The 13,629-nt window shown below is 32.6% G+C and carries 17 protein-coding genes; 2 read left to right on the top strand and 15 right to left on the bottom strand.

Annotated elements, in window-relative coordinates:
* Positions 1-6: 6 nt before the first annotated feature.
* On the bottom strand, positions 7-777 hold the full coding sequence (locus Q1A73_RS21620; protein WP_299610064.1) for a hypothetical protein: 771 nt from the start codon (positions 775-777) through the stop codon (positions 7-9).
* Between the two features lie 42 nt (positions 778-819).
* On the opposite strand from Q1A73_RS21620, the gene Q1A73_RS21615 reads away from it, so the two are divergent.
* Entirely contained in the window at positions 820-1,350 is a 531-nt protein-coding gene (locus Q1A73_RS21615) for a DUF2059 domain-containing protein (RefSeq protein WP_299610061.1), read from the top strand.
* On the opposite strand, the gene Q1A73_RS21610 is transcribed toward Q1A73_RS21615, so the two are convergent.
* Positions 1,328-2,050 carry a class I SAM-dependent methyltransferase gene (locus Q1A73_RS21610; protein ID WP_299610059.1) on the bottom strand — a complete coding sequence of 241 codons (723 nt, stop codon included), beginning with the start codon at positions 2,048-2,050 and terminating at the stop codon, positions 1,328-1,330. The genes Q1A73_RS21615 and Q1A73_RS21610 overlap by 23 nt on opposite strands.
* 52 nt (positions 2,051-2,102) lie before the next feature.
* Between Q1A73_RS21610 and Q1A73_RS21605 the strand changes: the two genes are divergently transcribed.
* A complete protein-coding gene (locus tag Q1A73_RS21605) occupies positions 2,103-2,621 on the top strand; it encodes a YkgJ family cysteine cluster protein (protein WP_299610056.1) in 519 nt (172 codons plus the stop codon).
* Between the two features lie 22 nt (positions 2,622-2,643).
* On the opposite strand, the gene Q1A73_RS21600 is transcribed toward Q1A73_RS21605, so the two are convergent.
* The 13 genes from Q1A73_RS21600 to Q1A73_RS21540 all read right to left on the bottom strand — a co-directional run bounded on the left by Q1A73_RS21600 (position 2,644) and on the right by Q1A73_RS21540 (position 13,526).
* On the bottom strand, positions 2,644-3,120 hold the full coding sequence (locus tag Q1A73_RS21600; protein ID WP_299610055.1) for a hypothetical protein: 477 nt from the start codon (positions 3,118-3,120) through the stop codon (positions 2,644-2,646).
* Positions 3,121-3,122: 2 nt separating this feature from the next.
* Positions 3,123-3,767, bottom strand: a complete 645-nt coding sequence (locus Q1A73_RS21595) for a hypothetical protein (RefSeq protein WP_299610054.1) — start codon at positions 3,765-3,767, stop codon at positions 3,123-3,125.
* 50 nt (positions 3,768-3,817) lie between these two features.
* Positions 3,818-4,687, bottom strand: coding sequence for a hypothetical protein (locus Q1A73_RS21590; protein WP_299610052.1), 870 nt, complete (start codon positions 4,685-4,687; stop codon positions 3,818-3,820).
* A gap of 2 nt (positions 4,688-4,689) precedes the next feature.
* Complete coding sequence (locus Q1A73_RS21585) at positions 4,690-5,277, bottom strand: hypothetical protein (RefSeq protein ID WP_299610049.1); 588 nt, start codon at positions 5,275-5,277, stop codon at positions 4,690-4,692.
* Positions 5,278-5,466: 189 nt separating this feature from the next.
* Positions 5,467-6,567 (bottom strand): DUF6620 family protein, encoded by a 1,101-nt coding sequence (locus Q1A73_RS21580; RefSeq protein WP_299610046.1) that lies wholly within the window; start codon positions 6,565-6,567, stop codon positions 5,467-5,469.
* A gap of 28 nt (positions 6,568-6,595) precedes the next feature.
* Positions 6,596-7,645 carry an SPFH domain-containing protein gene (locus Q1A73_RS21575; RefSeq protein ID WP_299610043.1) on the bottom strand — a complete coding sequence of 350 codons (1,050 nt, stop codon included), beginning with the start codon at positions 7,643-7,645 and terminating at the stop codon, positions 6,596-6,598.
* Positions 7,646-7,665: 20 nt separating this feature from the next.
* Entirely contained in the window at positions 7,666-8,433 is a 768-nt protein-coding gene (locus Q1A73_RS21570) for a hypothetical protein (RefSeq protein WP_299610041.1), read from the bottom strand.
* Positions 8,434-8,458: 25 nt separating this feature from the next.
* Positions 8,459-8,659 carry a hypothetical protein gene (locus Q1A73_RS21565; protein WP_299610039.1) on the bottom strand — a complete coding sequence of 67 codons (201 nt, stop codon included), beginning with the start codon at positions 8,657-8,659 and terminating at the stop codon, positions 8,459-8,461.
* 127 nt (positions 8,660-8,786) lie between these two features.
* Complete coding sequence (locus Q1A73_RS21560; protein ID WP_299610036.1) at positions 8,787-9,476, bottom strand: Lipl32 family lipoprotein; 690 nt, start codon at positions 9,474-9,476, stop codon at positions 8,787-8,789.
* A gap of 32 nt (positions 9,477-9,508) precedes the next feature.
* Positions 9,509-9,850 carry a zinc-ribbon domain-containing protein gene (locus Q1A73_RS21555; RefSeq protein ID WP_299610033.1) on the bottom strand — a complete coding sequence of 114 codons (342 nt, stop codon included), beginning with the start codon at positions 9,848-9,850 and terminating at the stop codon, positions 9,509-9,511.
* Positions 9,851-9,974: 124 nt separating this feature from the next.
* Positions 9,975-10,397 (bottom strand): hypothetical protein, encoded by a 423-nt coding sequence (locus Q1A73_RS21550; protein WP_299610031.1) that lies wholly within the window; start codon positions 10,395-10,397, stop codon positions 9,975-9,977.
* Positions 10,398-10,690: 293 nt separating this feature from the next.
* Positions 10,691-11,335 (bottom strand): response regulator transcription factor, encoded by a 645-nt coding sequence (locus tag Q1A73_RS21545; protein ID WP_299610029.1) that lies wholly within the window; start codon positions 11,333-11,335, stop codon positions 10,691-10,693.
* Positions 11,310-13,526, bottom strand: a complete 2,217-nt coding sequence (locus Q1A73_RS21540) for an ATP-binding protein (protein ID WP_299610027.1) — start codon at positions 13,524-13,526, stop codon at positions 11,310-11,312. The genes Q1A73_RS21545 and Q1A73_RS21540 overlap by 26 nt, the downstream gene beginning before the upstream one ends.
* Between the last annotated feature and the right edge of the window lie 103 nt (positions 13,527-13,629).

Below are 13,629 nucleotides of genomic sequence, written 5' to 3'. Positions count from 1 at the left end.
TAGTTATTACCTTCCTCCATTGGCTTGTAAATCTGCTATGCATAAAGGATCTAAAGTAGGAACACTATTTCCTATTAGTCCCATCATACCTGTTTCGAATTCTATGGCCGCTTCCATTAAACAGCTTGCCACATTACAATGTCCTCTTGATACTGTGTTTTCATGGGGCGATTGTAAAGGAGTTCCAATATTTACCAATCCTAATAAATGTGCAAATTCGTGATTAAGAGTAGCAGCTTCTATGGTGGAAAGCATAGGAGCATTTGGATTACTGCTTAGGTTTCTTAGCGTACTTTCGTAGATTACTATAGAGGTGTTTAAATAAGCAGCTCCTAAGGTTACTCTATTGCCATTATCGGTATCACTGGTGCCATCTGCAAAATAAATATATACTGTAATTTCATCACCTGCATTAAAAGCAGTTCTTTCTGCTGTTTCTATCTCTCTAATTTTTTCAATGTTAAAAGGGGATAACCCTGAAGAAGCTACTGTTCGTTGATTGATGGTAATACCATCTGGTTTAAATAATCTATCTTCTAAAAAATTTCTAAAAGTATTTACAGCAGTAGAAGTTGGTGCAAATCCTTCTACCGATACAATTTCTACCGTTAATCCTCTAAAGTTAGTGTCACTTAGGAGATCGTTCGCAGAGGTTCCTAAAGGCCGAGTATTACTTGTTTCTCCATTAGGTACAAAAGTGTTTTCATCATCGTCAGAACATCCGACAACTATAAAAGATAAAAACAAAAGAATGCTTAAGAATTTTGTAATTTGCATAAAATATGATTTTCTAGAGGTAGTTAGTAAATAAACGAATTTATGAGATATTTAGTTTTTGTTTTAACTTTATTTTTAACAGTTACTGCAAATTTTGCACAAAGATCATACCACGAAGATGCTATGAGATACTTTTCTTTAAACGGAACGGAGCAGCAATATGATATAGCAATTGATCAGATGTTTACATTACTAAAACAACAGTATAGCGCACAGCAAGTTCCAGATACCGTTTGGGAAGAAGTAAGAGGAGATAAGAAAGAATCATTAAATAATATCAAATCTTTATTAGTATCTGCCTATCGCAGTAATTTCACTCATGAAGATATCAAGCAATTAATACGTTTTTATGAATCGGAGACGGGTCAGCAAATGGTAAAAGACAGGTCAAAACTTAGCGATAGTCAGAAAGTTGAGTTGTCTGATTTCTTTACTTCTGAAGTTGGCCAAAAAGTCCAAAATCAAAGTAATTCTTTACGTACTATGGTTGCTGAGGTTAGTGAACAATGGAGTAGGGACTTATATCAGGAAACCGTGAAGAAGTTGAAATCTAAAGGCTATCAGTTGCCATAGTAAGTTTTGCTAGATAATCATTACTTTCTCCTTCTAGTATCAGTTCACATAATAATCCATTAGAGTTAGCAGCGTTTTGTAGGGTATTGTAATCTATATATAACCAATCAAACCAATCAGATGAATGGTTTTTATAGTTCATTTTGTATTGCATTTCTCCATAATATCCTTTGGATGCATCTATCCAAAAACTACCATCTTCTTCTGCGAATAGATAAGAAATATCCGAGGAATCCATTAAAATCTGGCCATTTGGTTTAAGTAATGTTTTGAGATGAGTGAAAAACCGATCAATATTACTTAATTTTCCTATAATTCCACTACCGTTCATTAAAAACAAAAGTGTGTCATATTGTTTTTTTTGAAGCTTTAAAACATCTTGAACACTTGCTGTTTGAATCCCTCTTTTTTTGCAAATTTCTATAGCTCCTTCAGAAATGTCAATCGCATGAACCTTGAGTTTTTTATGTTCCTGAAGGTACAAGCTATGACTTCCTGCACCACAACCTACATCAAGAACTTCTCCATCAACGAGGTCTAATGCTTTTTGTTCTATTAGCGGCATTTCCTCATAGGATCTGAATAAGTACGGTATAGGAATGATATCATCATCGAAGTCTGGAGCTTGTACTACGATATCCTCTTTATATTCATTATGATAAAAGTCTTTGATCGCTTCTCCAAAAATATCTTTACTCATGATTGTAGTTCTGAATTCAAAATTCGTTGTTCATAATTTGTAATTTTGCACTATGCAAGAATTCATAGATCAATTACCAGAACTCGCCAAAGATAAGCAGAACGAGAATAAAAAGTATTTTGCCAAATTAAAAAAGAAACCACCAAAGCATTTAGATCGTTTTATGCAAGATCTACATGATGAAGAGTTTCAAAAAACAGATTGCTTAGAGTGTGCTAATTGTTGTAAGACAACAGGTCCTCTTTTTACTGATATTGATGTGGATAGGATAGCGAAGCATTTAAAAATGAAATCACATCAGTTCGAGGAGCAATATCTTAGAAAGGATGAGGATGGAGATTTTGTACTACAACAAACACCTTGTGCTTTTTTAGCGGCAGATAATTATTGTTTGATTTATGATGTAAGACCTAAGGCTTGTAAAGAGTTTCCGCATACGGATCGGAAAAAGTTTTATCAGATTTCTAATTTAACTATGCAAAATGTGGCAATTTGCCCTGCAGCCTATAATATTGTAGAAAAAATGAAAGCTATCATGCCTTTGGAGCACAAAAGTAATAGACGTGCTTAGATTAAAATAATATAGTTATTTATTATTGGATTTTGGTAATTATAATTTTAATAAATCGGTCATATTCAAACTCTTTTAATTGAATTTGGTAACCCTTCCAAAAGATAAATCGAGCATTATTATGGGAAGTTACCGAGACCGAAGTTCCATCTTTTTGCTCTATTACTTTAGTATATTCAAACGAATTTAATTCTTCTTCAGATTTTAGATGATCATTACTATATACAGATAAGAATTGTAATATCTCTTCTTGTTTTCGCCTTAATGTGATGTTTGCAGATGCTTTTGTAATACCTTTAAGCGAAGTTTTATGCGAAAAAGATTCCAAAGTAAGGGATAAATTATCTTTGAAAATAATCGTTTCATCCGTTTTGACTTCGATTACGGTTCCATATTTCATTTCTAGTGATTTCTCATGAGAGGATATTTTTTGTGCGTATATAGAACTCCCTAATAGTATTACATGAATTAGAAAACATGTTTTTTTTAGAGTGTTCATTTCTAATTATACGTTTCAGAAAAATAATCGGCATCCAAAATGTACTCTGCAATAACTCTTAGCAAAACTTGTCCCATTTCTAAGTTTTGTGCTTCTTCAATAAGTACAGCTTCACAATCTCCATGTGATACAAAATATAGAGTTGGCTCTCCTAATTGGTTCATTTTTCCTGGATGGGCAATAACCCAGTTTTGGCCATAATCGATAACGCCTTCAGTATCTTCAATACCATAACCACTATCCTTTAGTGATGTAATGAATTCTTCATTTTCTTCTTCGGCTTCTTCCAAAAAGTAATACTCCCAACTTTGTTCGATTGCGGATCCTCCTGTTTGAATACCATTAAACCCAAGATATCCTCCACCTAATGATTCCCAAGATATTCCATTATGAATTTTCGCAACTTCAATCCAAGATTTTGGACCTTTTTCAGTTTCAAATGGTGCATTACATTCTAATATTACTTCTTCATCCTCGTATTCTTTATGCTGAAATGTAAGTAATAGTTGATCATTACTTATTTCAGCTTTTAAAAATTGCGCTATAATAAGATCAAGAATTTCTTCGTCTTCTTTATTTTTGGTCATAAAACTTAGATGTTCTCTAATTGACATTGGATCTTGCTTTTCTATTAGATGTTGCCACATAGTTTTGAATTATTTAATTGAGTATGAATTTATGTTTTACGTAATTATTACTAATGATAGAATTTCCAAACTCCGTTTTTACGCCCTATTATACTCTTAAAGCCTACTGGAAATTCGTTCTTCTCTGATGTTCTAAATAACCAACTTCCATCGTCTCTCGTAACTTCTAATAGTTTTCCATTGGCTACAGGAGTCAATCGGATAGATATGGAATCAATATTATCATATATGTTTTGATCTGTAAAAACCATTTTTAAACCTTTAATCCATTCGTTAATGAGATCTTCCTTAGAAATTTCTGGTTTAGACAAGACTTCATATTCTATAATGGGATCTGCGGCAGTAACCATTGCATTTATATTCCCTTCTTCCATAGTTTTATAAAATGATTTTGCAAAAGCAATGGCTTCTTCTTTACTGCTTTTATCTGTGATTATATCTGTATCCATCCATGACCACTTTTTTAAATTAGAAGGCAATGTCACTTGCTTATGAACAGGCGTGTCATCATTTTTAATGTTTATTTTTAGTAAAGTTTTACCATTATTCTCTCCTGTAATTTCACCTTTCTTATAAGTTGCTAAACGAATAGTCGCGGATCCTTTTTTCGATAATGGATATACCGAAACTGTATTGATATTTGGAATTGCATAATAGTTAGCTAGCGTAAAAGCGTTTCCGTACCCTTCTTTATTTTCAATCAAAAGCTCACATACTGGAATATCATTTAATCGAACCTTAATATTACTACCTTTTTCACCATATATTTCTATGCTCAAAAATTTTTCTATCTCTCCTTGATTCATAGATGTATCAATATGATTGTTGCTTTGGGGAAATACCAAAGTGTTAAAAATGAATATAAAAAAGCAGGTAAGTTTTAGGTTGCTCTTTATTGAGACTAAATTTTTGGTTTTCATTTTTAATTGGTTATTTCAATAAACTCTTCTTTATGCTTATCATCATCTGGTAGGATTGGAGCGGGTTCATAATGACCGTTTATTGATGAGATTACTTCTCCAGTTTTTTTATCTATTTCTTCTTCGCTAAACACACCACCTAAGTAGGGATCTCGCGAGGAAAAAACTACTAAATAGCTGTTTTCCATTTCTTTGATTGTGGTTAAAGGATAGACAATTCCTTTTTTGAAAACATCAATATTAGTGCTATCAGGATTCAAAATCTCATTTATAATTTTCAGATCTTTATGTGTTGGTAAATAGAAAGATGAATATGCCGTATCATTACTTTCAATGTTTTTAGTGATAATGCCTGAAGGTAATTCTACAATGATATCAGAATAATAAGCAGTATTTTTTGGAAGGTATATTACATTGTATCCGAATTGCACTAGTACTCTTTGATTACTAGCTTTTACCGATATAAAATGGAAATCCTCTTTACTTATTGTTGTCTGTTCTTGCCTTTTTAGTTCTTTTATGGCCAAACTTATTATATGATTCCTACCACTATTGAGCAGCTTTTTTACATCTTTGTTTGGTTCACTCATTTGAGAATGCATTATAGAGACACAACATAAGGCAAATAGAAAGAGAGATTTCATTTTGGAATTAACAGTTTTTATGATATAGGTTTTTAATTATATAAATGACCCGATTTTCATCGTTGTCTTATCTAAATCTAATGTCATGGAATTATTGATGTCCATCGGGTCATTCCTCATCTAAAAAGAAAAATCCTAAAAATCAATATCATCTCCTGCTCCTGCAGTTGCAAATTCTGCGTTATATTTTTCCATTAACTCTCCCATTTTTAAGGCGAGTCTTGTATCTGTAGCCATTTTGGTAGTCCATTGTGCGCCTATAGTACTCCAATCGTTCACATTAAGCCCGTATTCATTAAGAATAGAAACCGCATCTTTTCCTTGAGTAGCGCCCATATTTTGGTGACACATAATTTTTATGTATAAATCAAAATCTTCCATTACATTATCTAACGAACTACTACTACTTGAGCTTGTAGTATCCGATGCTTCATTAGTTTCAGCAGCGGCAAATTTACCAATGTTAGAGTTCATGAAAGCATCTCCATAAACTTTTGAAATAGCAAAAGTTGTATCCTGGGACATTCTTGCTGTCCATTCTGCAGAAACTTCATCCCAGATTGGCTTTTCAGTTCCTACAACTTTCAGTACTTCTTCTAAATCCATTCCACCTGCAATTTTGGCATTGGCTGCAGCCCAGGTTTCCATATCAATTCCATTAATAGGATCTAATAAGCCTCCAGCCTCAGCAGCTTCGATATGAGCGTCCATCTGCGCGTCTAGCTTAGCTTTTTGTTCTTTTAGGAAGTCATCAGCAGCATCGTAGGCTTTTCCTTCGGCTTTTTCAATTTTTATTAACGAAGACGCTACATGATCTTCTAAAGAAAAATGCTCGTTACTTTTAAAACCATATTGAGCGGCAATTTCTTCAAAGTTGTCATTGTTATTGATTTCATCTAATATTTCTCTTGCTCTATCTGTAGTAGTGTTTAAAGCTTCGGGATAACCAAGAGTTTGTAAACAAGCATTTAATTTTCTTTCCTGACCATTGGCATATTGATTTAGATCTACCCATCCTCCTGTAGTTCCGTCATTGTTTTTACTATAACATAACCAAGGTTCTATATGCCCGATTTGATCAGGATCAATATCAGGCCAGCTAAAATCTGCAGCTTCTTGTACCGTATAATCGTAGCTATTCTCTGCTGAGGATTGCTTATTTTTTATTCCTAATGCAATAGCCTTTTGACCTTGTTCTGTTTTATCGTGATCTGTGAATTTATGTAAATTACTCATTGTATTTGGTTTTTAAATTTGTGGTGAATTAAAATTGAGATAAGATCTCTTGTTTTTTTTGTTTGTACTCTTGCTCATCGATAAGTCCTGCTTCGAACATCTTTTTTAGTTTTTCGAGTTTTTGAATAGGATCATCTGGGTTTGGAGTAGATACAGGAGGGTTATTTTGTGGTTGATATGGTTGCTGTGATTGCTGAGGTTGTTGATTTTGGTTGTGCATCATATTACCCATCATTTGCCCCATTCCTAAACCAGCACCCATTTGCATTCCTAAATTTCCTCCACCTTCATTTTTTGCCATGTTTTTTAGCGCTTCAAGCTGTTGATAATCCTGATAACTTACTCCAAGCTCTCTCATTGCTTGTGCTTCTGCACTCATATCTGCTATTCTGCCGATTCTTGTTTTGGTATCTTCATCGAAATTGGTTCCTTCGATTCTGAAATCAAGTAGTTGAAATCCTAAATCATTGAAAATAGATTCACAGGAGTTTCTGGAAAATTCAGCAATTTCATTTCGGTGTTTGTCGATATCGATGTAACTAAAAGAAGCCTTGGCAAGAAAATCACTAATTGGCTGAGTGATTCTGGATAAAATTACCTTTTGAATGGATCTTACCGGATAATAATCCTCACCAGCAATTACATTAGAGAAAAAATCCACTGCTTTAGTGATTTTAAATGAAAAGTTTCCAAAAGCGCCTAAGCCAACAGGAAAATTATATACTGGATCTTTATAGGTAATAGGTGATGGGGTTCCCCATCTAATGTTTTGCATTTCTGCTTTTCGATAAAAATAGATACCTACTTTATGAGCAGATTCAAATTTATACATGATATTCTTAATAGTTGTCCAAAAAGGAATGTTTCCAGTTTTAAGATCATACAGCCCTTCTTCTTCAAAATAGCCTTCTACTTTTCCCTCGTACACAAAAAGGCATCCTTGTCCCGGACCTACAATAAGTTTGGAGGCATTTTTTATTTCATCTCCATCCTGAGTCCATTTCTCAAAAAGAGTATCTGGTTTTGGATTGTTCCATTCGATTACCGAACGTAATTGATTTCTAAATGAATTTGACATATGTTTTCCTTTTTTTCGAATTATGAATAATCAATTATAAATGACATTTTCGCACTGAGATCCTTCTCATATCGTTCCTCATAATCGGGAATTACTTCGATACGTTTTTTTAGATAGGTTTCTATGTATTTGCGGTATGGAATTATTAATTCATCTTTGCTAAAAATGTCTCTATCTGATAGATAGTTCTGGAACTTTAGATGTTCATATTTTAGATAATGTTCTAACGCAGCTTCTTCTCCCAATGCATTAATTGCAAAGTGTTCTACATTTCTCGCTTTTGTTCCTGGTTCGAATGTGTTTACTGTCTGGCAATAATCACAAGTGGTGTAATACGATCGAAAGAAATTATCTCTAATTGGTAGTTTGGCTTGACATTGTGTACAACAAAAATCTTTGGATAAGGTTTCTTTTGCCTGAGATACTAATTTTTTTGCAGCATCCGCAAAAATTCGTACTTCATAAGATTTCAATTCTTGCTGTAATTCATGCTGCAATTGAAATCCTTTGTTACGTTCCTGAATAAACCTAGAAGTGTCATAATCTATATTAAGATCTAAAAATGTTTGTTCTACCTTATCAAACCAAGTGTTTTCTATTTTATAAATCAGATCAGAAGCCTGCGAATATATCCCCTGCCAGGCATTTTGAAAAGTAATAGTTTCGAAGTCCGTAGCCTCAAATAGTAGCGGTAATGCTGCTTCTGTTTTATTCAGTACCTCATAAAAACGACCTTTTATTTTGGCTAAGAATGTGTCCCATCTTTGTTGTGTGGCAATAAAAGACATGGTAGAGTTTTTAGGTTATAATTTTTTAATAAAACTGGTTTCCACAGAAATCGCAGTATTGAAGATCAGTATCGCTAGGTCTTGCTGCTCCACAGCTTTTACATTTTTTGGTTTCAAGTCCGGCAGTAGCTTCGTCAAATTTGTTGGTAGAAGAAATTGCATTGCCTAATATGTCATCTAGCAGACTTTTCTCTTTGTTATCATCTTTATCGGTTTTATCTGTCATTTTGTAAAATAGTTTATGATGTTTTCAAGAAAGAGAGCTAGTTGCTATTATGGAGATAGAGATAGCTATTCCAATAATTTGATTAGCCTAAGGAATAACTATCTCATTCATCTCTATTAAAAGAAAATTATTTGCTCATTCCTGCTTTTAGATCTTTGATCGTTTTAGCCATTACTACACCAGGAAGTTTTACAGGTGCTGCAACTTCTGCTAAGAAAGTACCCTTTACTTCACCAGTTTTGTAGGTAGTAAAACCGATTCTGTATAATCCAACGGTAAGTGCTTTTAAAGGATCGTTGATGTCACTTTTGTATCTTAACAGAGAGTTGTAAGAACTACCACTTGGTTGTTTTGGCATTTCTCCGCTATCATCATTACGTTCTAGTACTACCCAATTTGCACTATCCACAGCATCTTGGCTGATATTGTCAGCGCTAATAATGTCTGATCTTTCTAACGTAATATATGTGTCAAAATAATCCTTTGATTTAGCATTCTTTGTATATGCTTCAGATTTTATAGGATTTTTAGTTTTAGCTTTCCCTACTGGAGACATCATTCTTACTCCTAGTTCTGGAGCAACAGCAGGAACCCAAACATATATGTAATAAAATTTCTTTCCGTCTTTTACTTCATCCTCATTTCCTGGAGCAGCGTATCCAAGGTATGATACAACATCCGTATACGGAACTTTAATTGTTTTTGGTCCAACTTTTTTCTCAATAGAGCTTCCAAATTTCTTAAGCTTTTGTGCTTCTATTGTTGACGTAGTTCCAAGTACAATAATGCTTAAAAGAAATAAAATTTTTGTTTTCATAATTTAATAATTTGTGTGATTTGATAATTTATTTAGTTTAAAAATGGTATTACTGAAATCGATGTGATTAGTAATAAAAAGATGATAATACCTGTGAAATGATACCACGGGATTTTGACTTTGTTTTTTTCGAATTCTTCAAAATTGGAGATAAGCTTTTCGCTAGTGATCTCTTGTTTTTCAAAGGCTCCTTTGCAATGACTACAGACTACATATAGTTTCTTCCAAAGAGGAAAAAAAGGAATCCAAAACACATGGAAATATTTTCTGTATCCTTGCACCCACATTTGATTTTCTGTCTTGCAAAAAGGACAATGGCCGCCATCTAATTTCGATGGATTTATTGTGGAAGAACTGGTCCCGAATATAATCATGACGTTCTTGGTTTATGTTAGTGGTTATAGAGTATTTTGTTTATTGATTTTTTGATTAGAATGGGAGAGAGAATACAACGGTTCAATGTTCATTTCTCCCTCCATTCTTCAACTAACTAACATATTACGTGAAGAAAAGGAATGATGCCACTATCATCCATCCTCCAACGATAAGTCCAAATACTCCTAATTTTCCTTGTTTAGGAGCAAGCTTTGCTCTTAATTCGTCTGCTTTTTCTTTTGCTGCTTCGTTTTTTGATAAGAAGAACTTATTGATAAGTCCAAATCCTAACATAAACCCTAGTGCAGCAGAGATTATATTTCCTGCTAATAATGTTACCCACCAAATTGGATAGGTAGTAAGCCAACCTAGATTTAAAATTGCTGAAATAATTCCCCAAACTCCCCAGAAACAGAATATAAACCCAATCCATCCTTGATATGGTTCAATTTTTTCTAAAAGTTCCTTTGCATTTGGTTTTTTGGAAAGTAATAATGATGGTACTGCTAAAATACTTAATAAAATTAATGAGATTCCCCAGATCATGTCTTATGGTTTTATAGGGTTAGTAATTAGTTTATTTTGGTAAAATTTGATTTGTTGTTTATCAAAAACTACAGTACAAAGATGTCACTTAAATACACCCTTAGAAACACCTTTTCTGGTGAAAATGAGTACCCTGAAAACAGTGAGAATACGTCTAGAAATACGATTGATTTAAAAAAAAGCGTGTTTTGTAAAGAATTTACAAAACACGCTTTTACTAAAATTTATCTCCTAAAATTAATTAGTTGTTGTTTGTTCTATGTATAGGAAGATATATGGTAATCCGAGGTCTCTTAATGCTCTATATACTTCATTTTTAAAGCATATTTAGTAAGACCAGCAAGGTTTCTTACATTTAATTTAGCGATTAAATTTTTTCGATAACTTTCTATGGTATGTTTACTTAAGAATAATTTGTCCGCAATTTCTTGAGTAGTAAATTCCTGAGCAATTAAAGTAATCACATCAATTTCTCTTTGTGTAAGTTTCACTTCTTCATCTTTCTTTTTAGAGAACTTATTCTCCATATAAATATCCTTGATTTCTCTAGAAAAATACTTTTCTCCATTAAGGATAGTTTGTATTGCTTTTAGTAACTCTTCTTTTTCTGCATTTTTAGGCACATATCCATCTACATCATGCTCGATAAGCGTATCAATCATATCAGGATTATTGTGCATACTAACAACCAAAGTTTTAATATTTCTATTTCTTTCTTTTACAATTTTGTTTAGCGCAATACCATCCATTTCTGGCATTGTAATATCTGTAATAATCAAATCAATTTTTTCGTCGGGATTGATCTCTACATATTTTGCAATATGTTTACCATTTTTTGCAGTTAAAAGAATATTGTAATCATTCTCGGAATTTAGAATACTTAATAACCCATCTAAAAACATTTTATGGTCATCAGCTATAATTAGGTTGTATTTCATGTATCGTATTGTTTACGTTGGTTATTTCTATATTAATGATGGTACCTCTTTTTAATCGCGAATCGATATCAATGGTACCATTTATTTTTTTTAATCTGCTTTTTATATTTCTAAATCCAATACCTTCTACTTTTTTATCCACATCAAAACCGACACCATCGTCTTCAAAAAGGATATTGAGTTCGTCTTTAACTAGATTTAATTGCAATTCGATAATAGAACCCTTTGCATGTTTGATACTATTAGTTACTAACTCCTGTATGATCTTGAAAGCTTCTACTTGCAAGTTTTCGTTCAGACTATCTATGTTTTTTCGGGGATATGCATGAAACGAGGTTTTTAAATTACTTGCTCCTTCGATATTACTAATATACTCCTCTAATACGTCACAAAAATTATTTTTAGTAAACTTTTTTGGAATGAGATCATGAGAAATGTCACGCACCAATTCATAGGTATCATCAATTTGTGCATTGATTCCTTTTAGTACTCCATTATGATTATCATAAGAATTATTTAAGCGGAGCTTAATAGCAGCTAAATTTCCACCAATACTATCATGTAACTCTTGAGCGATACGTTTACGCTCTTTATCCTGTCCTTCTACAGCGGCTTTTATTACCTGTAATTCTTGATCTTTTAATAGTGATGAAATTTTTTCTTCGTTTATTTCTTTTTGTTTTTGACTTAATTCACTCTGTACCTTAATTTTTTGGTAATACGTAATTAATAATCCAATTACAGGAATAAGTAAGATTAAAAAGGAATATAAAATGATGTTTTTGAATGTTTTTTGTCTGCTAATTTCATCTTGTTGAATTTTTAGTTCAGCATCTTTTAGTTCCTGATTTTTTTTAAGAATGATATTATCATTTAATGCTTTTTCTGTAGTATTTTGAAAGGAAAGTAATTTGTTTTCGTTTTCTTTTCTAAGAAGCTCATTCTCTTTCTTCTCGATTTCTTGTTTTAGTTTAAGATTACTAATAGCTTCTTCTCGATTGGCTAATTCGAGCTTCTTATTAGTATTTTCAATTTGTAAAAACTTTATTTCTTTTTCTTTTTGAAGCGTTTTGTATTTTACTTCCAATTCACTTATCTCTTTATCTTTATCAAGAGCTCTTGTAGAGTCATTTATTTTATCATATTGTTCATGATAATCTAATGCTTTTTTAAAATCATTTTGGGCAACAGCTATTTCTCTTAATCTGTAATATATTCGTTCCTGTTCATTTAGAAAACCTATTCTTGTTGCAATTTCCAAGGTATTGAGTAATAAATCCTCTGCTTCCTGATTTCTGTTCAGTTCACTTAACAAACGACCCTTTTCTACACCACCGTAAATTTGCATTCTATCAAAGTTGTTTGCTTTTGCTATCGCTAAAGCATTATCAAAAGAGGCTAAAGATTTCTGGTAATTACCAAGTTTTTTGTAAGTAATACCAAGATTGACAGAGATTGTTCCAATACAACTCTTTCTATCAGCTTTTATACAAAGTTCTCTTCCTTTTTCTAGATATTCTATAGTTTTACCATATTCTTCTTTATATCCATAAATGTTAGCAATATTAACGATAGAACCAAATACCATTTCTTCATTCTTTTTGAATTGCTGACATTTTTTGTAAAGTTCTAGCGCTTGATCATATTCATGAGAACTCAAGAAGGAACCTGCTAAGCCAAATGCATTTACATAATAAACTTTTTCGTCATTATATTGTTGAGAAATTTCAATCCCTTTCAAAAACCACTTCCTTCCTTTCTTGTTTAAGCCTGTGTAACTATTTGCTTGGCCAAGTGTGAAGTATGCAAGTCCATGAATATTGTTCTTTAGTGTGTCATTTTCAAATTCATTAAGTTCTAAGATTTTATTAGCATAGTACTTGATGGAATCAATTTTGGAGATACTTCTGAAATAAGAGCATAAAATTAAACTTAGATCAGCTTTAAATCTGTTGCTTTTGACTCCAGGTTTTTTGAATTCTTGATGAGCTCTTACATAACTTTCTGAGCGTTTTTCAGGAGTATTTGCCAATACTCTAAGTTCATCTACAATTGCTTTTTCAGTTTTGTTGGGATACGGGAAAGTTCGTTTTGTATCGATTTGACTATGAGCTTTAAAGCTTAGTAATAGCAGAAGAATTGCTATAGTACTTCTTAAAAAGACTAGTATGTTATTGCGAACAGGTTTCATTTGTTACTCTAAAAATAACCCAAGATTTGATTTTAAAAATGTAAGCCCAAGAGTACTCAAAGGTATTAATTTCGGAAGTTTCCGATATCCCTGAAAACAGGGG

The organism is uncultured Aquimarina sp. (genome assembly GCF_947492115.1).
Classification (GTDB): domain Bacteria; phylum Bacteroidota; class Bacteroidia; order Flavobacteriales; family Flavobacteriaceae; genus Aquimarina.
This window is presented reverse-complemented; position numbering and strand designations above follow the sequence as displayed.